Raw genomic sequence first — 21,707 nt, 5'->3', positions numbered from 1 at the left:
CAGGGAGATGAAGAAGAGACGGGGTATCAATTCGCAATGAAGCGAAATCGATGGATATATGCAGCTTTCACCATACTGATCATGGGGCTCGGGCTTGGATCCAGAGCATTCGCCAGTGCTCTTCCTGATTCCCTCAATACTTATCTGGGAGACTCGCTGTGGGCCGCCATGATCTTTACGGGATGCGGATTTCTATTTCGGAAGCTGAAGACAATGAAAACGGGCATTATCAGTCTTTCTTTCTGTTTTGTCATTGAATTCAGCCAGCTCTATCATGCCGAATGGATCGACCAGATTAGGGATACTTCTCTTGGCGGGCTTGTACTGGGGTACGGTTTTTTATGGAGCGATATCGAAGCATATACAATTGGAATTGCAGCCTGTGCCACCATAGAACTGCTGGTTTTGGGAATCAAAAAGCGCCGCTGTATGTGACGCTTTTTTCATGTAGAAAACAGCCCGCATTGAGAAAGAATGGTCTTCGCATCCAAACGTGTGGCCTCGCTTATCGTGATATGATGTTGATTCATAAATGACTGAACGGCATGATATCCAACCGCATAACCTGCAAAAGCCGATAAACCTGCAGGCTTAAAGCCTTGGTCTTTAGCAATTGGATCACCAAACATATAACGGCTGACTTCCGAAAATCCTTTCACATCCAGCACCTCATTGATCACATCAATGGAATATTGCAAATCCTCATGATCAAAACGAGTTACCCAAGGGCCCAATCGTTCCGTACCAAACAGCTCTCTGGCGAATGATTCCGCCAATCCTTCAATCACAAGATAATCCCCGACACTTACAGAGCCATGATGAAAATCTATATACGAAAACCGCACATTATGATGAAACTCATGAGCAATAATTGAAGGAATCCTTGGCAGGTTATAACGGTTCGGATCAATCCATACATGAATAAAGCCCGGTATCCCTCCAAACCCGCAGTAGCCTTTTTGCAGCTGAAGTTTATTTGGATCAGCGATATAAAGGCCGAATTTGATCTCCTCTGCATTCACCCGCAGCTGCTCGCGCTCAGCAAAAAGAATGCATTGCCGAAGTGCTGATTCAGCTGTCTCTGAAACATGTGATTCTTTCAGTATTTGCAGTGCTCTCTGCCCGCTTTCAGCATCACGGACATCCAAATAGCCCAGCATTTTCGCAGCCATGATCACATCATAGCCGTTTGCCTCCTTCGCTTTCAGCGGAACTTGGATGGCGGTCCACATCTTTTCAAACGGCCTCATCATCGTATACCGAAATACATCTTCTCTTTTCTGTTCTTCCATTGAAAACAGCTTTTCGTATTGCTCAAAGGTCTTTTCCATTACTAGATTCATCCTGATTCCCTCCTTGTCAAAAACATACGATATGCCGCAGCGTAAGGGTCAACAGCGAAAATTAAGCCATTTTTCACTGTAAAATCATACAAACCCGCCGATAGGTAAGGCATAGGAGGTGGAACGATGGATATTCCTGCTTTATCAGTTGCAATGCATCAAGCATCCCTTGCCCAGAATGTTAATATCGCTTTAACGAAAAAAATGCTGGACACCGCCCAGCAAAATGCCGATCAAACCTTAAAGATGATTCAGCATCCGACTCTCGGACAAACCATTGATGTAAAAGCTTAACCTCACACCAAAGGCGGCCAATAACTCCATCCTCCCGGCCGCCTTTATTGTTCACAAAAAGCATGCATGTTTTGATTGTTCCTCCGTATGATTTATTGTTTGCCATATTAAGGAGGTCAAAAGGATATGAAAAGACTGTTTACGAAGGCTTCATTGGTGTTATTCGCAGTAGTATTTGTTTTTGCCGCCAAAGGTGTACCCGCCAATGCGGAAACCCATGCCTACGATGGTAAAAGCCCTTATTACAATGATTGTGCGTCCACCGGCTCTACAAAAAAATCCTCAAACTTAGTGAATGCCAGCAATCAAGTCATCGGAGTAGTCGAGCTTAAATTCAGCAGTACATGCAAAACGGCTTGGGCAAAAATCACGATGAATAATACATTGACGTCTGGCTTTGAAGCAAATGCGGAGATTATCCGAAACACGGACGGAAAGAGATATAATTGTGATTCTGCAGGCGGCAATGGAAAAGCGGTGGCCGGCCAAAAGTCTTGCTATACACCGATGGTATATGATTTAGATCCAAGGACTTCTTACGCTTTCGGCAAATATTCAGGACCAAACTTAAATGTTTGGGCCACCACAGGCTCTTATTAAATAGAAAAAAGGCTGTCCATACGGGCAGCCTTTTCCTACTAATTTGCTTCTCTTTGTTTTTTAACCTCTTCAAGCTGAGAAACCGTCACCAATTGATATCCTTGATCGGTGAGCTTTTTCATAATTTCATCGGCCGCATCAGCAGAGGTGCGGTAAATATCGTGAATTAAAATGGTTCTTCCATCTCCCGCCTGACTCATGACACGGTCAACGATTGTTTTTTTGTTACGGTCTTTCCAATCTTCCGGGTCAACATCCCATAATGCGACATCCATTTTCATTTGACTCCGCAGTTCGTCATTAATGCCGCCGTATGGGGGTCTTACAAGCGTCGGGCGGTATCCGCTTATTTTTTCAATGATGTCTTGCGTGTCATTGATCTGCTTTAACGCTTCTTTCACTGAAAGCCTTGTGAGAAGTGGATGGCTCCATGAATGGTTCCCCACCTCATTTCCTTCTTTCAGCATTCTTATTAGCGTTTCCGGATAATATTGAACCCTGCTCCCCAAAACAAAAAACGTGGCATGACCCTTATATTTCTTCAAGGAGTCTAGAATCTGATTTGTTGTCGCAGGATTCGGGCCGTCGTCGAAAGTAAGCGCAATGACTTTTTGATTTGGATCAACCGTTTCCTCTTTGGGTAAAGAAATCACTTCATGCTTCGGCTTTTGTTCTTTGATTTTATTTTTATTTTTTGCTTTATCAATATATTGTTCTTTCAGAATGTCTTTCAAAAGACTTTTCTTAATGGCAATCGATTGCTCTCCAAGATAGCCTGCTGCAACCTGATATGTGTCAAAGTAAAGTTCGATATAATCCTCCTTGATGGCAAAGCGGCTGAAATTTTCTTTTTTCGGAGCCGTCCCTTCCTTTAACAGTGCATCATCCGCGGCAATGTCCTTATTCTTTTTCAGCTCGTGATAAGCGATTAACGAAAGCTTATGTAAGTAGTCAGCGTCCTCTTTGAAAATATCATCAATGGAAAGAAACGCTTGTTTACTAAAATCATAGTTAAACGTTTTTTTCACGGTTTGCCCGTGTGCCCCGCCGATGTATTTATATTCATTAAATACAATCGCCACTGTCTGTTTGGCATAATGGACAATTTTATAATCAACATTTAATTCGTTGCGTTTTGTCGTATGCTCTTGGTCAACGTCTTTTGTTTCCTTTTGAAATTGACGAACCTCTTTTTCTGCGAATCTTTTTAATTCCGAATCCATTTTTTCATTTTTGAAAACGGGATAGTTAACTGCGTAATTGAACGTTTTCCCGTCATTCACAAGCGTTGCGATCTCAACATTCCCATACTGAGAATCAGTTCTTACTTTATTCATGACCGTTTCTTTTTTCAATGAATGATTATGGAAAAAGCCGATAAGGCCCACCACACATACAACTGCTATTAATACATGAAACCATTTAATTCTTTTTGCTAACAACAAAAACTCCTTCTTTCGTAGCCATTTCGATTTACTCTTCGTCAGTTGGAACTGTATCTATTTAGAAATGATTTTGTAACATTGTAGTAATATTTATTTCACATTTGTAATACTATGAGATTTAGAAGTTCATGTCAATCCTTTTTAAGGAATTTCATCATAAAAAAAAACTGAGTTTCATGAATGGACATACACCCAACTTAAGCATCAAGAATATGGTAAAAGGAATAAAAAAAGCTAGGGAGGTTTTCCTCTTGGATTACCCTTTGAATGAACAGCCATTTGAACAAATTACCCCTTATGATGAAAGACAGCCTTATTATTATCCGCGTCCGAGACGGCCATTTTATCCGCCTTATTATTATCCGTTCTACCCGTTTTATCCGCGCCCGCCTTATTACTACCCGCGCCCGCGACCGCCTTACTACCCTTGGTACGGTTACGGCGGCGGTTATGGCGGAGGATATGGCGGAGGATATGGCGGAGGTTACGGTTACTAGTCGCACATATCAAAATGGGGGCAGTCCAGCTCCCCATTTTTTTATTTTAAAAATGACAATATCATGACAAATATAGGAAATAATTGTGATTCCGTCCCCCTCTTGTTACGATAACAAAAGCATGCAGTTTTAGGGGGAGGCGTCTATTTTTGGAGAATACAAGAGATTCTGCAGCCATATCTGAAACAAAATACATAAAAGCTTCGAACCGGGTAACCATTTACGATTTTATCAAACTTGCAAAGCCGGGCATTATCATATCAAACTCAATAGCAGCCTTCGGCGGATTTTGGATCGCGTTTGCAAGCGCAGAAAAAACGTTAACCGGAATGGCTTTTTTGATAACAATGGTGACAGCAATGTTGGGAACCGCGTTTGTGATGGCTTCCGGCACTGTCTATAACAACTATTTTGATCGGCATATGGACGCAAAAATGGCACGCACTCGCAGCAGGGCCTCGGTCACAGGGAAAATGCCGCCAGCCATGATCTTAACATATGGCTCTGTTTTAGGGATCGCAGGTCTTGCCATGCTTTATTCCCTCAATCCATTAACGGCCTTTCTCGGACTGGCCGCCTTTATTTTTTATGCGATCATCTATACGGTATGGGTGAAACGAACATCTGCGTGGAGCACATTTGTCGGGAGCTTTCCAGGTGCTGCGCCGCCATTGATGGGGTATTGTGCCGTAACCGGTGACTTCAGTATGACAGCAGTGCTGTTGTACACGATTATGTTTCTGTGGCAGCCGCCGCATTTTTGGGCGATTGGGATAAGACGCAAAGAAGAATATCGTGCCGCTGGCGTTCCGCTCTTGCCAGTAGTCAAAGGCAATCATGTAACAAAAATAAAAATGATGCAATATATTGCCGTCCTGGTGCCGGTCACGCTATTATTTCCTTTCTCTCTCGGCACCGGCCATATCAGCCCATTTTATTTCTTAGCCGCCTTGGTTCTCGGAGGCATATGGATCAAAAAAAGCATCAAAGGATTCAAAACAGACGATGACGTGAAGTGGGCAAAGGATATGTTTGTCTACTCGCTTATTTATTTTTGCTTGCTGTTCTTCATCATGATGATCGATTCATTTATGATGTTTCTGATCAGATGATGCAAAAAGAGCCACACATTAATGTGACTCTTTTTTGTTTGGAAAAACAGCATCTAATAGAAATGTCACGGCAAAAAACACAGCCATGCAAATCAAAAATCGTATAATCTCACTCAAAATCCAGCTATCAGCTATGCGCATACCATCGGTTTCTCGGAGGGTTGCGCATATTGAAAAAATCATGAGTATGTTTTTTAGGGTTTCTTTGTTCATAAAATACCATCGCTTTCTCGATAAGATGACTTAAAGGCATTGTTTTTTTGCCAGCCAATTGTAAAGCTCAGACAAACAGATGAAAACCGTTTCTGTGAAAAAGCAGATCTAATCGAATGCTTCTATACTCTCTCCACAAATAAAAAATGCTAAGAAATACATTTGTTTCTCTAATCTATAAACCCGCACTCTTTTTCCATCATCAGGTATTATAAGCCAAAAACAAACAAAAAAATAGACTTGCGTTTGAGTTGTATGAAAGTGAAATTGCAAGAATAACCCATACGGTGGTAATATATTGTTTGATTTTCCCATATTCATAGATTTGGAGGTCATACAAAAGTGAAGGGAATATTTTTAGTTGTTCAGCTTGGATTTTCTATTATGGTATTTCTGTTTTTAGCTGCTGTTAATTGGTATCAAGGAAGCGAGCTTGTTTCAGATCGATTTGATTGGAACTATACTGCTAAACTCTCAAAACTGCTAAATGGAATTGATGCCGTCAGCAGCCCCAAACAAATTTCACAGCTTGATTTTTTCATCTATTCCGCTAAACACTACCCTGTTATGAGTGCGTTAATGATCATCTCCTTCTTATATGTTCTGGCCGCTCTTTTTTTACTTATATACTCAGTCAAATGCAATAAGCAAGAGAATCATTTGGACTGCTGACCCGGTGACATTCGTTTTATAGCCCCTTAACTCTTTCCAGATGCATGCAGGCAGCTGGCATAAATGTATTTGTTTTAGTGAGGGAAATATACTTTCGGCCCTTAACCTAGGTTTTTGGAACTTCTTGCTCCATTTTACGTATACCTTAATAGGAGGGATTAAACGATGAAAGAATATGAATTCGTAAGAGTTGAGCTGAGTACAATGAGAAGAAGGCCTAAAGAAGACTACCAGCAAATCATCCATGATTATGCGAAAAGAGGCTGGAGATTCGTTCAGATTTTCGCTCCCAGTATAGATGGGTATGGGGCAGCTGCTTATTTTGAAATCATATTTGAAAGAGATGCAGAAAAAGCTTAATCGATATGACTAAGCTTTTTCGTTTCCCCTATATCTGCATCTATACAATTTCTGCAAATGCGGCATCACATGATTTGGCTAAATCTTGTGGCGCCAACTTTAGCTGCATACCGATTTTCCCTGCACTGACAATGATAAAATCTAGCGTTTCTGCAGATGCATCAATATAGGTCGGGAACAATTTTTTCATGCCAATTGGCGAGCAGCCGCCGCGAAGATAGCCAGTTACCGCTAATAGCTCCTTCATTGCAATCATTTCTATTTTCTTTTCCCCTGTCACCTTTGCTGCCTTTTTTACATCTAACTCTTCTGCAACGGGTACAACAAAGACATAATAATGATTTGTTCCTGCTGCTGCCACCAACGTTTTATATACATATTTCAAATGATAACCGATTTTTTCCGCAACAGAGATGCCATCTACCGGCTGGCCGTCTGTTTTATACCCTAATACCTCATAAGAGATGTTCTGCTGTTCTATCAGACGAACCGCATTTGTTTTTGCCATTTTTTTCGCCATTGTTTTCACCCACTATCAAAATGATGTATGTCTAACTTCTTGCAGTAATATGTAAATTCTATCATCCTAACCTGCATTTTCAAGGTTACTAGCATTGAATCAATGAAAGGACAAATTGATTTTCTTGGGCGCCTATAGCCCATTATTAGCCTACATGGAACAAAACAGGAATGAACAAATAACTCCCACATACAATTTGTATGAATGGAAAATAAAGGAGTGGTTGCTTTGTATCATTACTTTTATGGCCCTGCGTTAATTCCTTACTTTTCACATACTCATAACCCTCAAAGAAGTCCAGACTTTTCAGAAAGACAGCGAAGAAGAGAAATCACATTGACTGTAGATGGCTTTGTCCCCCCATCTTCCACCGAAGATCTTGGAGACGGCTTTTATTCTTACGCATGGACGAACCAACAGGTCATCAATCCAGGTGAATACTTAGTTTGTCATCTTGAAGGAAGAGATATCAACGTGATAAATGGTGGGTTCACTCCGCGCGATACTGCTCCATTGTATGCGGTAGCAAGCTTTCCAAGACGAAGAAACCAATGGGTCATTATCATTCATAATCCTGTGCAAACCCAAAGAGCCATATCGCTTTATTTGATTGCGAAAAGGTAGCACAACATGTTATCAGAAATCCTGCATTCAGGAACAGAAAAACGGGTAGGGACACATTAACATCAGCATTTTCCTACCCGTTTTTGGGCTGGGCAAACTCTCACCTGTCACTCTTTCAATTCCCCCCAATTTCTTCATCTTTCTCTACTGCCAAGGTATCAGAGAAAATTGTTATATGTTATCATTATTCCCAGTAAAAAGAAAAGAGGATTAAGATATATGGTTCTCCTTGAAACGAATCGATTACGTTTAAAAACGATTGATATTCCCCTTCTTGACGCAGCGTCTAAACAAGATCATCAGGCTATCAAAGACTTAGGTTATGAAACAAATGGTGAATGGCCAAATTCTGATTTTTTTGAAGCGATACCTTATTTCCGCGAGATTTTAGTCAAAAACAATGGAACAAAAGGATTTGATTCATGGATTATTGTAAAGAAGGACAGTCATGAAATTGTTGGGGGAACCGGGTTTTTAGGTGACCCAGACGAAAATGGCATGATTGAAATCGGTTTTGCAACAAATAAAAGTCATCGCCGCAAAGGTTATTGTGTGGAAGCCGCCCAAAAACTAATAAACTGGGCATTAAGCCAAGAAACAGTAAACCGGATCACCGCAAGATGCGAACATGATAATCTAGGCTCACAAAAAACCTTGGAGAAGTTAGGGTTTATATTGGATCATAAATCAGCGGATTATAAGCATTGGATATATGTTACAAAGTAGAGTCCTTAATTACAAAAGCAGGCACTGCGCCTGCTTTTGTTTGGATTATTTACCTCTGTGCTTCTTTTTCGCTTTTTGCTTTTTGAGCATATACCTTTGCTCTTTTACATGTTCTCGCTGTTCTTTCATTATTTGTTTTTTCTTTTGCTTTCTTGCTTCAAGCTCTAGCTTTATCGCCTCTTGAGCTTTAGAAGCTACTCCGGCGTTTTTCAACTCTTTTGAAACCTGGCGCTGCAATCTTTTTGGATTGATCTTTTTTTGACGTCTGCCTTGTAAACTCACTCCTTCCTGCTCAGCTTGGGCCATCATATTCAAAAGTTGGTTATGAACAAACTCTAATACTTCAGAATCCCTCGGCTCTTTGCCAAAAAGATGACGAAAGGCTCTTAGCTTTCCATTGTCCACAACTTCAACAACACCTACCCAAAACTGACCATCATAGTAAACCGTTAATTTCATAACGATTCCCTCCTCATAAAAGATACGAAAGAATGATGGACATCCCGAGGAGGGGAAGGTTACTGACATGATCAATCATGCATCCGGACTACCAACCGAATCGTGTTTTTTCATTCTTTACCATATACAGAAAAGAGTGTAACATTTCTTCTCCAACTATTAAACTCTTATTTTATTTAGATCATTGCTGGAGAATAGGCGTCTTCATTCGCAAATTTATTTCTCAAGCCCTGCATGTTACAGATGGGAGACGATACATTCTGCATATCCTTCGAGTTTAAATTCTCCAAGACCGTAAGGCAGCAACATATGATCTCCTTTTTTGAAAGGATAGACATACTCACCAGAGATCATACGGCCCACCCCTTCAATCACACTGATAAGAAGGAATGGTTTTTGCTGCTTTAAGCTTGCTGATCCTGATAAGTTCCATTTCCCCACCGAAAAGTAAGCGCATTTAACTAATGTCGTTGTAAGCAAATCCTCAATTTGTTCATGGTGAACTGTATGCCGTTCTGGAATAGACGGGACCTCTATCACTTCGATGCTCTTTTTCAGATGAAGCTCGCGTAGCTTGCCTTCTGCATCTTTTCGGTCATAATCATATAATCTGTAGGTTGTGTCTGAATTCTGCTGCGTCTCCAAAGCAAGAATTCCTTTTCCAATCGCATGAACAGTACCGCTTGGCACATAGAAAAAATCCCCCGGCTTTACCTTTACACGGCGCAAGAGCTCATCCCATTCTCCACGCTCTATCATGGTAGTTAGTTCTTCCTTTGTTGTTGCATTGTGGCCATAAATAATCTCGGCATCTTTTTGGCAATCAATAATGTACCAGCATTCTGTTTTTCCAAGCTCACCGTTTTCATGTATGTTGGCATATTCATCATTCGGATGCACTTGAACAGATAAGTCCTGGTCAGCATCTAATATTTTTGTAAGCAGAGGGAAACGATCCCCTTCAAGCTGTCCGAATAAATGTCTATGATGTTCCCATAATTCGCTGAGCGTGAACCCCTTATACATTCCGTTTTGAACAACGCTTTGACCATTTTGATGCGCGGCAAAAGCCCAGCACTCCCCTGTTCGTTGTGACGGAATGGTATAGCCAAAATCAGCTAAAGCGGTCCCGCCCCAAATTCTTTCTTTGAAAACAGGCTTGAAAAATAACGGTTCAATCGTCATGAAAATCCCCCGCTTTATTCGATTTCTTCTAGCAGCTTGTATGCTTCTTCTGTTGTTTGCACGGATAGCAGCCGCTCCCTATAATTGTCATCCATTAGCTTTCGAGATAGCATCTGCAGTATTTTGAGATGCTGGTTTCCCCCGCTCTCTTTCGGTACAGCAATCATAAAGATTAATATAGCTTCTGATCCATCCAGGCTATTCCAATTAACACCTGATCGTTTAATCCCAAAGGCAACACTCGGCTCCCTGACCGCCTCAGACTTTCCGTGCGGAATCGCGATATTCATGCCAATCGCCGTTGTTCCCTGTTGTTCACGATTCAAAATGGCTTGTTTAAACCCGCTCTCTGAAAGTAGCGCACCTCTTCGGGACAATTTCTGAATCAATTCATCTATGATGTCATCCCTCGTTTCCCCCGATAAATTTGGTTCAATTAATTCCGGGCTGATAATGTCTGTCAGTTTTTTAAATTCCGACATCTCAGCTTTTTGGCTTTGAATTGACTGCTTTATTTCATTTGCTGCCGCAGCTTCACTTGGCGCGGAGGGCGGTGCAGTTTCACTGAGCACAGGAGACGCCGTAATATCCTTTTTTAGTACATTGACGAACAGAGCAGTGACAAGAGATCCTGCAATCACAGCAATAAAAAACATCAAGACATGATCAACTGCGCCAAGCACTGCAACGATAGGTCCGCCGTGCGCCACTCTGTCTCCCACATTGCCAATCATGGCTATCACAGAACCTGTCATTGAGCCTGCCATAATACTTGGAATAACGCGCAGAGGGTCCTGCGCCGCAAATGGAATCGCTCCTTCAGTAATGCCGAAGAGACCCATCGTAAATGCCGCTTTCCCCATTTCTCTTTGAGATGCCTCGAATTTTCTTTTTCCTAAAAACGTCGCAATGCCAAGGCCAATCGGGGGGATACAAATGGCGACAGCAATTGGTCCCATAATTTCATAATTTCCTTCTCCAATCATTGCCGATCCAAACAGAAACGCCACCTTATTTACGGGACCGCCCATATCAAATGAGATCATCGCCCCTAAAATCAATGCCAGAAGGATCGAGCTAGACCCTTTCATCCCCGCCAGCCAAACTGTTAAAGAGGCGAAAATTTGAGCTACAGGCGCGCCGATCAAAAACACAAACGCTAAACCTACAATCAGTGATGCAAACACCGGAATAATAATAATCGGCATAATCGGCTGGATTGCTTTTGGAACTTTTAATTTTTTGGTCCAAAGTGCCGCGTATCCGGCCAAAAACCCGGCAATAATCCCCCCGAGAAATCCGGCGCCGCTTGCGCTGTCATAAAAACTTCCAGTCGCCGCAATATAACCGCCGATCATCCCTGGCACAAGTCCCGGTTTATCAGCGATGCTATAGGCGATATAGCCGGCTAAAATCGGAATCATAAATGAAAATGAAGCACTGCCGATCTGTTCAATCGTTTTCCAGAAGGAATCATCCGGAATAACTAAGCCTTTAGGTGTTTTCTCCCCTCCAAGCGTTAATGCAACCGCTATCAATAATCCGCCGACAACAATGAAAGGAACCATAAATGAAACGCCGTTCATTAAATGACGGTAAATTGGATTTTGTTTCTTCTCCTGATGATTGACGGATTCCGATTTTAAAGCGGAACGATAGACTGGTATATCTCCGTTAAGAGCTTTTTGAATCAATTCCTCCGGTTTGCGGATGCCGTCCTGTACCCCCACAGACAGCAGTTTTTTGCCTATAAACCGGTCTTTGTTTACCGAGCGGTCTGCAGCAATAATGATTGCGTCCGCTTCGCGAATTTCCTCTTCGGTTAGCTTATTTTCGACACCAATCCCTCCCTGGGTCTCAACTTTGATGCTAACGCCCAGTCTGTCAGCAGCTTTTTGCAGATTTTCCGCTGCCATATACGTATGGGCGATTCCATTCGGACAAGATGTAATCGCTAACAGTTTCATAGGAAACCTCCTTTAAAGTGTGAATTATAAGATCTTGTCTCAACTGTATACCGAAATCAGCTCATTAAAATCGCTTTTTTTACCATAGGTTCCGGTAATAAAGGCATTTTTCCCTATAACAAAAAAAAGCAAGGAATAATCCCTGCTTTAATAATCCAAATGAGATAAAAATGTCATGACATTGGCTTCTTTCGTCAGCTTCTGGACGAAGGCCGGCTGCTCGCTAAGATATGAAAGCTCACTAAACAGCTGCTTTGTCATGGTTTGATCCTCGTGTTTGACAGCCAGCATAAAAACGAGCGAAACTTTTTCATTTCCCCATTCAAGCGGCTCCTTTAATGTGGCAATCGCGATTGCTGATTGTTTAATAAATTTAGCGTTTGCATGAGGAATGGCAATGCCTGATCCAATATTTGTCGCCGACATTTTTTCCCTCATCACCGCATGAACCGCATAGTCCTTATCAACATAGCCTTTCTCAAACAAAGCTGTCGCCAGCTGTTCGATTAACTTGTAGCGATGCTCCGCCTCCTGCTGCAAAAAAACCAAAAAAGGAGTCGTATTGTTCAGCATCTGAAACGTTTTTTGTTTTTGGCGGTGTGATTCGCCCAGCTGACGTATAAACGCACTTAATTTCTTCTCTTCGCCAGGCTCTAAAAGCGGAGACACAACAATATGGGGAACCGTTATATTCTCCAGCGCAATGGTGGATATGACAAGATCAATATCCTCATGCTTTTTGATATAATCCTTTAAATCGGCCTTTGCAATACAAGCCATTACAGCGATTTGATGACATTTCCGTTCAATTTTTGTCCGCAGCAATTGTGACATCCCAATCCCCATGTGGCAGACGATAATTGCCTTTTTATGTGTCTCGCTGCTACACTGCATCCGTTCGATCGCTGCCTGAAAATGCAATGTCAAATATGCTGCCTCTTCCTCAGGAATTTGAAGATCAAAAGTATGATTGATGTCTTCCAAAACATCAATGATGAGGTGGAACAAATAAGGGTACATCTTTTTGATGTCATTGAGCATAGGATTTGCTACAGAAAGATCGTAGCTCAGCCGTTGTAGCACAGTATTGAGATGAATGTTCAAACCATTGATCAAATCCTGATCCTTATGAAAATCCATCATTTTCAGCTCTGAAACACGATTGATTAAATGCCCTACAACCTGAGGAAGCACAGCATTTTCAAGGTTCTCTTCTGTCTGCAATGGATAACGAACTTTACCGCCCAATATATGTAATGTTAAGTACACGGCTTCCTCTTCAGGGAAGCGAATTGCAAAAACCGGTTCAAGCCGCTGTAAACAAGCAAATGTCCATTGATATTCTTTCTTCTTTTTTACTGCCGCCATTTCTTTTGGGGACAATGAAATCGGCTGCTTCATTTTGATGCGGCGGACCATTAACAATGTATGCAGCAGCAAACTTTCAAACGTTTCGTCTGTGAAATAAAGAGAATGCTTTTTTTGTAGTGATTTGATTTCTTTCGTCACAAAGTCTACTTCATAATGTAAAAACTTACTTTTAATAAATTGGCTGGTAAACGCTGTATTGTGGATCAAATCAGATATTCTTGCCAATGCCTTTCTTTTATTTCTTTCGTTCCCTTCAACCTTTAACCCAAGCCGCTGCCTAGAAACCAGTGTGAGATCAAAACGCTTCAGCCACTCTTCTACTGCGTATAAATCCTTTTTAATGGAAGATCGATTGACAAAATGCCGAGCGGCAATGTCTTTTGCGGAAACAGGCTTCGGATTCATTAATAAGTCATAAGCAATGTGCAGCATTCTTTCTTCATCGCTCCGCTGCCTAGAAGAAAAATGTTCAGTATGTAATTGTTGGCTTAGCCAGGTCCTTTCTTGTTCTTCTATATGTAAATAAACGCCCAACCCTGGTTTTCGAATAAGCTGTGCATGAGAATGCTCATTGAGATAATCCTCGATCACTTTCAAATCATTCCGGATTGTTTTTTCAGAACACTGTACCCTATCTGCGAAATCTTGCACAACTAAATAGTCATCAGGTTCAGATAACAACAGATACAAAATCTCTTTTTGTCTTGTATTTATGTATTCCATCTGTTTTTCTATCCTTCCTGTCAGTATCTACTTGAGCAAATTGATAGTATAAGTATACTATATAAGAAACCGTTTACATTATAAAATAAAATCATAGAGACAAAAGTTTCGTTTTTTACCGAAGCTTCCGGAAAAATGCGATTTTTATATTCTTTGAGTTTGCTATGTAATGTATTTTTTATCGTTATTCAGCAGAAATTCATAAAAATACTCCAATTCTTCACCTATTTAGAACGAGGATTTTCTAATGTATGAGTACGAAAATAAGAACATGATGAAGAAAAGTGATTTGGTATCTTCGGGGATAAAGTGCAGGTAACAAAATTCCCACACGCTCAACAAACTAATAACCATCAAATGTGTGCTATTAACATTTTAAGGATGGCCATTCTCTCTCAGCAATTTTCTATCATAAATACAAACTCTGTGCAGGGCACACAATAGTCTTAGCTCAAATCAGTTGATCGTTCACATATTATTAACATTTATTTACAAGGAAAATAATTACTTTTAATGAATTGTTATAGTGCAAGACAAAAAACTTTAAAGGAGTGTTTCAAAATGAATTTCAAAAAAACTGTTGTTTCTGCTTTATCGATTTCTGCGTTAGCTCTGTCGGTCAGCGGGGTAGCTTCAGCTCATGAAATAAACTCCACACCTACTGAAGTAAAGAACATTTCTATTTCACCTACACATGTTATCAAAATTCAAGACTATAATTTACCTCTAAAAGTTGGAGAAACCTATTCTGTTAAAAATAATTCAGCTACTCGTTATTGGACTGATAACCAAAAAGTTGCTGAAGTCGATCAAAATGGTTTAGTGACGGCTAAATCAAAAGGGAAAGCCACGATTACTTTGTTTAAAGGTACCGCAGTATTCGGAAAAGTATATGTAACGGTTTATTAATCTCTTATCCGCCAGATTTCTGGATGCAAAACATGCATGAATAAAATAAGGTCCCCCTTTAAAAAGAGAAGGGACCTTATTTTATTTCAATTGCGCTTCAAGTTTAGATTTAGTTTTGGGAATACATCATACATTGGTGTATATTGTGTTTCAGTAGCTTAGCCCCGAATAAATCCACCTTCTGAATGAATAATTTGTCCAGTTATCCATTCAGCCTCATCACTTGCAAGAAAAGCAATCATTCGTGCTGCATCATCTGGTGTGCCAATACGCCCCATTGGAAATTTAGGTGAAAGAAAATTTCTTATTTCATCTGTCATCCATGTAGAATCTGTTGGACCTGGGTTTACAGCGTTAACAGTGATGCCCAATGGTGCAAGTTCTTGTGATAACGACCTAGTAAAGGCAGAAATAGCTCCTTTAGTAGCTGCATACGCTAACTCCCCAGGCAAAGGACCTAAATCCTGCCCTGATGTCATATTGATGATTCTTCCTGATATTAAATTAGACTTTTTAAACCGACGGGCGAATTCAACACAAAGAAGAAAATTCGATCTCATATTAACCGCATAATGATCATCAAGTGATTTCGCATCTAACGATACATAATTATCACTTGCGGAATGAGCTGCATTATTAACAAGGATGGAAGGATATCCTAATTTATCTGAAATTTTTTCATGTATTGTGAATGCAGCATGTGCATCTGATAAATCAATTTTCATTGCCTCACAACGGACACCCATATGTAAAATTTCTTGTTGAAATTCTTCTATCCAGGCCGCATCAGAATTCCAGTGAGTAAAGAAGATATGTATACCTTGTGAGGCTAACTTACGACAAATAGCCGTACCAATATCCCCTTGACTGCTTGCTCCTGTAATTAGTGCAATTTTTTCTTGAGAATGACTCATTATTTTAACCTCCAATTTATACGGAGTATCTCCATTATGATGGTAACAAGCTATCCAAAGAATATAATCCATGAAATCAAACAGAGCTGACTTTGAATACATTTCACAATCAGCTCAAAAAAACATTTTCGTCTCAAAAAATATTAAATAGAAAAAAATAAGAGTTGGACAACTAATTACTACTTAATCACAAGTGGCTGATTCTAAGTCATTGAATGTCTCTTTTTAAAGAGCCTTTCAATCATTCACATTGCTTTTCATTAACCATTCTACTTCCGTTAATTCTTGTTTTTGAACGTCTATTGTGTGTTTTTTCGTAAAATGGGTTTTCACAGCTTCTTCGTTTTCCCAAATCTCCCAAAGCATTATTTTACGTTCTGATGGCTCAAGCGGATAAGCATGGAATGTAATACAACCCTCTTCTTTGTTCGTTTCTTCCTCAAGTTTTTTGAATTCCTTCATTATCTCATTAAGGTCTTTATCACTGATGATTTTTAAACATGCCGTTATGTAATGCATCGAAATTTCCCCTCCCATCATTTTATAGCTCTTCATTATAACATTTTGTTGAAAAATAAATATAACTGCGACATTGATTGCTCGAGTTAATCAATCGCTGTATGTAAAGGATTTAAAAATTGATAACAAATAAAAAACCTTCATTTTATAGGAAGGTTTAGAAGTTATATTATCAAGTTTGAAGGCAATCTGAAGCAATGTGAAATGTGTTAGGTGTTTGTTTCACTGTAAAGTCTGTAGCGAAACCACGTACTAAAACTAATGACAAGCCCCGGATAAGCTTAATCTCTATTTAAAAGTTATACAGTCATTCTCACCTTTGAATTTGTGTTTGAGTTTCAACCATTTTTTGATGATAGAGGTTTCAAATTCTTTTGAGTTTGCATAAGCAGGTGCAGTCCCAAAGGCAATGTCTTCAACATAAGAATCGTTACTTTTTTCTAAGTATTCTATGGTTTGATTAACTCCATGTTGATCGACCGCACGAATCATCTTAATAACATTCATTGATTTTAATACCAACTTCTGCCGATGGTAAATGCGGATTCACAGGACACCACTAATATACCTTTCTAACGTTTAACCGAAAAAAACCGCAATTTGCTTGCGGTCTATATTATTACGTTTATGTTTTTTGCGCATTCCCATCTGTTTCTGGCTTCAATAGTTTAGTTAGAGTTATCCCAGATACCCAAGTCAGAATATAGCCACTCAAGACAGTGTAGGGCGCAATTTCATTTATGAGAGATTTAGAGAAGATGAAATATAAGACAAAAAAAATAACTGCCGCTCCGCTTAAAACGTAAAATGCTTTTTTGTTTTTAACAGTTAATCGTTTCGATTGTGTGATCTTGTTAAAAAGCAATGGGCTTCCAGTGTAAATGCCGAAGAAAAATGTAACAATAATAGACCACAACAAACCAACAATCGAAAAATAATCCTGATGAAAAAAACCATCAAAAGACCATCTACTTAAAAAAATAAAGCCAAGTAAATAAACAAATGACAATATAACCTTGACCAATTACATCCCTCCCCTTCATTCAATATACACCCGCCAAAAGATTGTTTAAATGGGCAAGTACCATCATTTACCTTTTAATGGTAAAATCACCTCTAAAAAAATCATTGACAAAACGGCTAAGTATGCAATTGCCAATTCTGATTACACGTTTGTAAAGTATGGTGGCAACCGCCGGTCATATGGAATTACATTCACACCAAAGAGAAACTGTTACACACATCTCGTTTCTATTAAGTAAAAGAGCCCTCCTGATAGTTAAATAGAGTAAGAGTCATAACAGTTATTTGCTTTTGTTCTTCAAAATATCGAGGCCTCGTTACCTCTGCGTATTCGTTTAATCGGTTTCCCTTTCCGAACATCATCCATAAAAAAACGCCTCCTATTCCGGTTTAATAGAATAAGAACGTTCAAACATGGTAACGGTCACCGCTACCATGCATTCCTAATACGCCTAAAGTCAACGTAATAAAAAATGGCTATAAACATTGATATAACGCCTCTAACCGCCGTGTATAATTCCGACTGGGCTCGAACCAGCGACCTCTACCCTGTCAAGGACGAGACACGTATTCTGACTAATCTTTAACAATCCTAAAAAATCACCTAAACCCTTGTCACATAAGGGGTCATAGGATTTAGTTTCCTGATTGATATTTGTTGTTACTAAGTAGTTTTTAAAGTTTTTGTGACTCCGATGTGACTCCATGGTGACCCAATTCATAACTTGAACAATTTCGTTTTTTATTTTATGTGAAGAAAAGAAATAATGGGGATAAATGGTAAATGCAAGAGCTCAAGATCATAAAACCTGAGAGACTCTAAAAAATTTGATCAAATATATTTGAATACTTTTCGTTTAGTAATATCACCTTGGTTAACCACGACAGAATCCCTAGCATTATCACTCGGTTTTTGTAATAATTTGAATAATAATCTTTATTACGAAATGGAGAGATATTTTTGTTAAATAAACATACAGTTCATACGTTTTATGATTTACTTAGTAGTTACGGTACGCTTGCAAGCATCCAAAAATTATTTGAGTGTGAAGATATATTTGAAACAGAATTATATGAGTCCACTTTAAGTGGACAAAGGCGTTCTCTAGCTGACTCGTATGTTTCAACATTAGATTTATCAAAATCAAATGATTTACGTAAATTGTTTAATGTCATTGAAATGTTTTATTTGGAGAACGAAGAAAACGATTATTTCCTTAACGACTCACTCTGGAAACAATTTTTAAAGTTGTTAGAAAGAGACGGTTATTCCTTTGACAATGGCAAAATTAAATATGAAAACACAAAATTCATTCCATCTGAAATTGAAGAAATAGCTGGTCAATATAATATTGAACATGTTGAAATTGATTGGCAAAGAGCCTTAAACCAAGCCAAAACTGATCCAGAAGACGCTATTACTGCTACAAGAGCAATGGTAGAAAGCACACTTAAATGGATACTTGATGATACTGGTGAGGAATACAAAGATTCTGAGAATTTAAATCAAATTTATAAGAAAGTAGCTAATTTGTTAAAATTATCACCAGACCAACATGGTGAAGAAATGTTTAAACAAATTCTTGGTTCAATTAATGGTGTAGTGACTGGGCTTGGCGCTTTGAGAAACGCTTATGGAGACTCTCACGGAAAAGGAAAAGTTTATTATAAACCAAGTGAACGACATGCCAAATTTGCTATTAACTTAAGTGGAACACTTTGTATTTATTTACTCGAAACATATATGGCAAGTCGAAAGTCTCAAGTAATAATAGAATGATTGAAAGTTGGGGATATTATGGCAACAAAAGACGAACATTTAGCTCTCAGTTCTGGTATTGGATTAGCAGGAATAGCAGTTTCAAACTTTTGGGATTATAGTTTCGAAGCATTCTCTTGCTTCAAAGACGAAATTATTCAAAGTTTAATCAAACCAAGTAAATTGACGGCTGTTCATCATTATCTTTACTTTTTTCAAGATATTGAAGAGGAATTAGATAATATTTATAAAAATGTAGACGATTTAGAATGGACTTATAATTTCATAATTAGAACGCTAGACGGAGTAAACATGCAACCAAAAGTTCCAACACCAGACCTTGCAGCATGTACCGATGAGTATCATGAGGAATGTAATTGCAGAGACATTGTTCATCAGCTAATGGGTTATATTAATGAACATCAAAACACAATTGATAAACTAATTGTTCATGCAGCTTTTCAATTTATTTTTCAAGATAGAAAGTTCTTACATGATTTCAATTGGGAACTTTCTTCATTCATTGAAGAACATATAGACGAAATTGAAGAACAATATCCAGAGTATATTACTAGTAAAAAAAGAATAAAACGAGCTTACTTTCCAAAGTGGTTGACCGACTCCGTTTTTTATCGTGACAAGGGTACTTGCTCAAATCCAGAATGTCGTTGCGATCTATCCAACTTAATTAGAACACAAAATAAAAAGCATATTGATCATATCATTCCGTTAGACCTGTTTGGAAGCAACGATGCTTCTAATTTTCAGTTGTTGTGTGAATCTTGTAATACTTCCAAAGGAGCAAGGTCAACCGCTAGCAGCTCGGTCAATGCACCATATTGGAACTTGGAACAACCATAGAATTGAGGTTCATTGAACTATATCGAACTCTTCTATTACTTGTTTGCAAAACTAACTTAATATTGAAAGGGTCTCCAAGTGTCTTTAACTTCAATTCCTTTAAATTAGTGTTATTTGTCTTGACTTTTCTTTTGATTTTTTGCTTGATTGGTTGAGACTGTGGACAACGGCTGGACAAGTTGTCTGCCTGAATTTGCTTGTAAAAAAATAAACAAACTCAGGCAGGCGACTGAAACTTGATTGTATATCAACTTGTGGTATCCGTGTGTATCACCCTATTTGCCGTTGGTTATTCCCCAAACAAGCCTACTGTGTCAAGTGTCCCTAACAGGTTTGGAAGTCCAAAATTGGACTCTCCTACTTGTGACTTGTCATGCATCGTCAGAAACGATACACCCTTCCTTCGTCAGCACTTAATGGCAGCTTTCGCCTTTCAGATGCATGTGTAAATAGGGAAACACAGAAGGCATCCTATCCTCATTTATTGCGTCGGCTGAGTCACTACCCTGTCAAATTTTACGTGTGTTAGCGCATTCCACGGCAGTCTGATCCTTAAAAAAAGGCATCACTAAAGACAACACCTTAATTCAGGAGCATAGACTGACTTTATTTAATTGTAAGGAGTCGCATTACACGACCCCATATTTAATTATTCTGATTAATGCAACCTTGAGAGTGTACAATGAAGAAAGACTTGCCCGCCAAAGTTTCTCTTTCTCCATCCCCAGTATATTTTTTGGTTAGACGATCACCACCTTTAATGGATAGGCATATTAAACTACTAAAACTTCATCATCTGCTTTCCATAAGATTAAAATGTCTACATACTCCTTTCTAAAGAAATCTTCATCATTCTTGATTACAATGCATTCAACTACATCAACATCTGGATATTTCTTTTTAACATCTGCAACAAAGTAAGGCAGAGTTTTTTTATAATCACAAGATAAACCAGAAATTAAACACTTGTTCTTCCTGTCATAAGACTTCAAAAGTAAGAATAATAAAATGATTCCATTCAATTCATCCCCTTGATTAAATTGTTTTGTTTAAATACAATGGGAGTGTATTAAACTATCAGATTAGGAGAGTGTGCCCGCACTCCCTAATCACCCAAACCAAGCTACAAACTGGATACATATAGCCGGTACAGCTACTAACAATACTCCAAAAGCCACCTTACAGAACCACTCGTTATGTACCTCAGTTTTATTCATCAGCGTCAGCTTCCTCTACATCATACTCATCAATCCTACACAAATTATCGCTAACTCTAGGGATAACCGTTTGTCCTCCGCCCATTTCAAACATCACATGTATATGATTAATTACCATTTGCAACATTGACTCTAAATTGTCTCTTGCGTCCTCTTTATTTTCACCATCTATATTGAAGGAAACAGGAATAGTGATTTCAGTATGTATGTTGAAGCGCTTTGTAGGCGCTCCATTATTACTTGTTTCAATGAAATTAACTTCTTCTGACTTGTTATTCAGGATGAAATAATGAAAGTGATTAGCCATATCCTCAAAGCGTTCCTCGTTAGTGATTGTCCCTAAGCTCGCTACGTTAGTTCCTACAGTGTGTCTGTTAATTTGCATTGTCATTAT

25 protein-coding genes are annotated in these 21,707 nt (G+C 39.1%); 12 read left to right on the top strand and 13 right to left on the bottom strand.

Features of this window, described 5'->3' with window-relative positions; translation table 11 throughout:
* Positions 1 to 36: 36 nt before the first annotated feature.
* Positions 37 to 435, top strand: a complete 399-nt coding sequence (locus WA279_RS18770; protein WP_336156314.1) for a ribosomal maturation YjgA family protein — start codon at positions 37 to 39, stop codon at positions 433 to 435.
* Positions 436 to 443: 8 nt separating this feature from the next.
* Here WA279_RS18770 and WA279_RS18765 read toward each other — a convergent pair whose 3' ends face one another.
* A complete protein-coding gene (locus tag WA279_RS18765) occupies positions 444 to 1,343 on the bottom strand; it encodes a DUF2268 domain-containing protein (protein WP_336156312.1) in 900 nt (299 codons plus the stop codon).
* Between the two features lie 126 nt (positions 1,344 to 1,469).
* On the opposite strand from WA279_RS18765, the gene WA279_RS18760 reads away from it, so the two are divergent.
* Positions 1,470 to 1,637 (top strand): YjfB family protein, encoded by a 168-nt coding sequence (locus WA279_RS18760; RefSeq protein WP_014476499.1) that lies wholly within the window; start codon positions 1,470 to 1,472, stop codon positions 1,635 to 1,637.
* A 126-nt stretch (positions 1,638 to 1,763) separates the two neighbouring features.
* The gene (locus tag WA279_RS18755) at positions 1,764 to 2,237 is read left to right on the top strand and encodes a YjfA family protein (protein ID WP_336156310.1); all 474 of its coding nucleotides are present in this window, start codon (positions 1,764 to 1,766) and stop codon (positions 2,235 to 2,237) included.
* Between the two features lie 38 nt (positions 2,238 to 2,275).
* On the opposite strand, the gene pdaC is transcribed toward WA279_RS18755, so the two are convergent.
* Positions 2,276 to 3,679 (bottom strand): peptidoglycan-N-acetylmuramic acid deacetylase PdaC, encoded by a 1,404-nt coding sequence (gene pdaC, locus WA279_RS18750; protein WP_336156308.1) that lies wholly within the window; start codon positions 3,677 to 3,679, stop codon positions 2,276 to 2,278.
* Between the two features lie 254 nt (positions 3,680 to 3,933).
* Between pdaC and cotT the strand changes: the two genes are divergently transcribed.
* The 4 genes from cotT to WA279_RS18730 all read left to right on the top strand — a co-directional run bounded on the left by cotT (position 3,934) and on the right by WA279_RS18730 (position 6,536).
* Positions 3,934 to 4,179, top strand: coding sequence for a spore coat protein CotT (gene cotT, locus WA279_RS18745; RefSeq protein ID WP_125121312.1), 246 nt, complete (start codon positions 3,934 to 3,936; stop codon positions 4,177 to 4,179).
* A gap of 110 nt (positions 4,180 to 4,289) precedes the next feature.
* Positions 4,290 to 5,291, top strand: coding sequence for a heme o synthase (gene cyoE, locus WA279_RS18740; RefSeq protein ID WP_251187136.1), 1,002 nt, complete (start codon positions 4,290 to 4,292; stop codon positions 5,289 to 5,291).
* Positions 5,292 to 5,846: 555 nt separating this feature from the next.
* Positions 5,847 to 6,176: a YjdJ family protein gene (locus WA279_RS18735; RefSeq protein WP_336156303.1), complete on the top strand. Its 330-nt coding sequence runs from the start codon at positions 5,847 to 5,849 to the stop codon at positions 6,174 to 6,176.
* Between the two features lie 165 nt (positions 6,177 to 6,341).
* On the top strand, positions 6,342 to 6,536 hold the full coding sequence (locus tag WA279_RS18730; protein WP_003232825.1) for a DUF4177 domain-containing protein: 195 nt from the start codon (positions 6,342 to 6,344) through the stop codon (positions 6,534 to 6,536).
* A gap of 40 nt (positions 6,537 to 6,576) precedes the next feature.
* Here the strand turns inward: WA279_RS18730 and ybaK are convergent, their stop codons facing one another.
* The gene (ybaK, locus tag WA279_RS18725; RefSeq protein WP_336156302.1) at positions 6,577 to 7,056 is read right to left on the bottom strand and encodes a Cys-tRNA(Pro) deacylase; all 480 of its coding nucleotides are present in this window, start codon (positions 7,054 to 7,056) and stop codon (positions 6,577 to 6,579) included.
* Between the two features lie 228 nt (positions 7,057 to 7,284).
* Between ybaK and WA279_RS18720 the strand changes: the two genes are divergently transcribed.
* Both WA279_RS18720 and WA279_RS18715 read left to right on the top strand, forming a co-directional pair.
* Positions 7,285 to 7,680, top strand: a complete 396-nt coding sequence (locus tag WA279_RS18720; RefSeq protein ID WP_009967031.1) for a hypothetical protein — start codon at positions 7,285 to 7,287, stop codon at positions 7,678 to 7,680.
* A 219-nt stretch (positions 7,681 to 7,899) separates the two neighbouring features.
* Positions 7,900 to 8,406, top strand: coding sequence for a GNAT family N-acetyltransferase (locus WA279_RS18715; protein WP_160244022.1), 507 nt, complete (start codon positions 7,900 to 7,902; stop codon positions 8,404 to 8,406).
* A gap of 45 nt (positions 8,407 to 8,451) precedes the next feature.
* Here the strand turns inward: WA279_RS18715 and WA279_RS18710 are convergent, their stop codons facing one another.
* The 4 genes from WA279_RS18710 to manR form a co-directional block, all read right to left on the bottom strand.
* Entirely contained in the window at positions 8,452 to 8,934 is a 483-nt protein-coding gene (locus WA279_RS18710) for a YjdF family protein (RefSeq protein ID WP_251187135.1), read from the bottom strand.
* 168 nt (positions 8,935 to 9,102) lie between these two features.
* Entirely contained in the window at positions 9,103 to 10,050 is a 948-nt protein-coding gene (gene manA / locus WA279_RS18705; RefSeq protein WP_336156300.1) for a mannose-6-phosphate isomerase, class I, read from the bottom strand.
* Between the two features lie 14 nt (positions 10,051 to 10,064).
* Positions 10,065 to 12,017, bottom strand: a complete 1,953-nt coding sequence (gene manP, locus WA279_RS18700) for a PTS mannose transporter subunit IIABC (RefSeq protein ID WP_336156298.1) — start codon at positions 12,015 to 12,017, stop codon at positions 10,065 to 10,067.
* Positions 12,018 to 12,164: 147 nt separating this feature from the next.
* The gene (gene manR, locus WA279_RS18695; RefSeq protein ID WP_336156296.1) at positions 12,165 to 14,111 is read right to left on the bottom strand and encodes a mannose transport/utilization transcriptional regulator ManR; all 1,947 of its coding nucleotides are present in this window, start codon (positions 14,109 to 14,111) and stop codon (positions 12,165 to 12,167) included.
* Positions 14,112 to 14,672: 561 nt separating this feature from the next.
* Between manR and WA279_RS18690 the strand changes: the two genes are divergently transcribed.
* Positions 14,673 to 15,020 carry an Ig-like domain-containing protein gene (locus WA279_RS18690; RefSeq protein WP_003232839.1) on the top strand — a complete coding sequence of 116 codons (348 nt, stop codon included), beginning with the start codon at positions 14,673 to 14,675 and terminating at the stop codon, positions 15,018 to 15,020.
* 158 nt (positions 15,021 to 15,178) lie between these two features.
* Here the strand turns inward: WA279_RS18690 and WA279_RS18685 are convergent, their stop codons facing one another.
* The 4 genes from WA279_RS18685 to WA279_RS18665 form a co-directional block, all read right to left on the bottom strand.
* Positions 15,179 to 15,934 carry an SDR family oxidoreductase gene (locus WA279_RS18685; protein ID WP_336156293.1) on the bottom strand — a complete coding sequence of 252 codons (756 nt, stop codon included), beginning with the start codon at positions 15,932 to 15,934 and terminating at the stop codon, positions 15,179 to 15,181.
* 237 nt (positions 15,935 to 16,171) lie between these two features.
* Positions 16,172 to 16,489, bottom strand: a complete 318-nt coding sequence (locus WA279_RS18680; RefSeq protein WP_336156292.1) for a putative quinol monooxygenase — start codon at positions 16,487 to 16,489, stop codon at positions 16,172 to 16,174.
* A gap of 252 nt (positions 16,490 to 16,741) precedes the next feature.
* A complete protein-coding gene (locus tag WA279_RS18670; RefSeq protein WP_038828777.1) occupies positions 16,742 to 16,960 on the bottom strand; it encodes a hypothetical protein in 219 nt (72 codons plus the stop codon).
* Positions 16,961 to 17,078: 118 nt separating this feature from the next.
* The gene (locus WA279_RS18665; protein WP_072174183.1) at positions 17,079 to 17,477 is read right to left on the bottom strand and encodes a hypothetical protein; all 399 of its coding nucleotides are present in this window, start codon (positions 17,475 to 17,477) and stop codon (positions 17,079 to 17,081) included.
* 960 nt (positions 17,478 to 18,437) lie between these two features.
* Here WA279_RS18665 and WA279_RS18660 point away from each other — a divergent pair.
* Both WA279_RS18660 and WA279_RS18655 read left to right on the top strand, forming a co-directional pair.
* Positions 18,438 to 19,256: an abortive infection family protein gene (locus WA279_RS18660; RefSeq protein ID WP_336156291.1), complete on the top strand. Its 819-nt coding sequence runs from the start codon at positions 18,438 to 18,440 to the stop codon at positions 19,254 to 19,256.
* Between the two features lie 18 nt (positions 19,257 to 19,274).
* Positions 19,275 to 20,096 carry an HNH endonuclease gene (locus WA279_RS18655; protein WP_336156289.1) on the top strand — a complete coding sequence of 274 codons (822 nt, stop codon included), beginning with the start codon at positions 19,275 to 19,277 and terminating at the stop codon, positions 20,094 to 20,096.
* A gap of 773 nt (positions 20,097 to 20,869) precedes the next feature.
* On the opposite strand, the gene WA279_RS18650 is transcribed toward WA279_RS18655, so the two are convergent.
* Complete coding sequence (locus tag WA279_RS18650) at positions 20,870 to 21,118, bottom strand: hypothetical protein (RefSeq protein WP_336156287.1); 249 nt, start codon at positions 21,116 to 21,118, stop codon at positions 20,870 to 20,872.
* Between the two features lie 187 nt (positions 21,119 to 21,305).
* Positions 21,306 to 21,698, bottom strand: coding sequence for a hypothetical protein (locus WA279_RS18645; RefSeq protein ID WP_336156285.1), 393 nt, complete (start codon positions 21,696 to 21,698; stop codon positions 21,306 to 21,308).
* Positions 21,699 to 21,707: the final 9 nt, after the last annotated feature.

This window comes from Bacillus sp. 204(2023), from assembly GCF_037027505.1.
Lineage (GTDB): Bacteria > Bacillota > Bacilli > Bacillales > Bacillaceae > Bacillus > Bacillus subtilis.
This window is presented reverse-complemented; position numbering and strand designations above follow the sequence as displayed.

Excerpts from the sequence above, each read along its gene's own strand:
- WA279_RS18770 (WP_336156314.1), top strand. The coding sequence starts at position 37 with ATGAAGCGAAATCGATGGATATATGCAGCTTTCACCATACTGATCATG.
- WA279_RS18765 (WP_336156312.1), bottom strand. The coding sequence starts at position 1,343 with ATGAATCTAGTAATGGAAAAGACCTTTGAGCAATACGAAAAGCTGTTT.
- WA279_RS18760 (WP_014476499.1), top strand. The coding sequence starts at position 1,470 with ATGGATATTCCTGCTTTATCAGTTGCAATGCATCAAGCATCCCTTGCC.
- WA279_RS18755 (WP_336156310.1), top strand. The coding sequence starts at position 1,764 with ATGAAAAGACTGTTTACGAAGGCTTCATTGGTGTTATTCGCAGTAGTA.
- WA279_RS18730 (WP_003232825.1), top strand. The coding sequence starts at position 6,342 with ATGAAAGAATATGAATTCGTAAGAGTTGAGCTGAGTACAATGAGAAGA.
- ybaK (WP_336156302.1), bottom strand. The coding sequence starts at position 7,056 with ATGGCGAAAAAAATGGCAAAAACAAATGCGGTTCGTCTGATAGAACAG.
- WA279_RS18715 (WP_160244022.1), top strand. The coding sequence starts at position 7,900 with ATGGTTCTCCTTGAAACGAATCGATTACGTTTAAAAACGATTGATATT.
- WA279_RS18710 (WP_251187135.1), bottom strand. The coding sequence starts at position 8,934 with ATGTCAGTAACCTTCCCCTCCTCGGGATGTCCATCATTCTTTCGTATC.
- manA (WP_336156300.1), bottom strand. The coding sequence starts at position 10,050 with ATGACGATTGAACCGTTATTTTTCAAGCCTGTTTTCAAAGAAAGAATT.
- manP (WP_336156298.1), bottom strand. The coding sequence starts at position 12,017 with ATGAAACTGTTAGCGATTACATCTTGTCCGAATGGAATCGCCCATACG.
- manR (WP_336156296.1), bottom strand. The coding sequence starts at position 14,111 with ATGGAATACATAAATACAAGACAAAAAGAGATTTTGTATCTGTTGTTA.
- WA279_RS18690 (WP_003232839.1), top strand. The coding sequence starts at position 14,673 with ATGAATTTCAAAAAAACTGTTGTTTCTGCTTTATCGATTTCTGCGTTA.
- WA279_RS18685 (WP_336156293.1), bottom strand. The coding sequence starts at position 15,934 with ATGAGTCATTCTCAAGAAAAAATTGCACTAATTACAGGAGCAAGCAGT.
- WA279_RS18680 (WP_336156292.1), bottom strand. The coding sequence starts at position 16,489 with ATGAAGAGCTATAAAATGATGGGAGGGGAAATTTCGATGCATTACATA.
- WA279_RS18670 (WP_038828777.1), bottom strand. The coding sequence starts at position 16,960 with ATGAATGTTATTAAGATGATTCGTGCGGTCGATCAACATGGAGTTAAT.
- WA279_RS18655 (WP_336156289.1), top strand. The coding sequence starts at position 19,275 with ATGGCAACAAAAGACGAACATTTAGCTCTCAGTTCTGGTATTGGATTA.
- WA279_RS18645 (WP_336156285.1), bottom strand. The coding sequence starts at position 21,698 with ATGCAAATTAACAGACACACTGTAGGAACTAACGTAGCGAGCTTAGGG.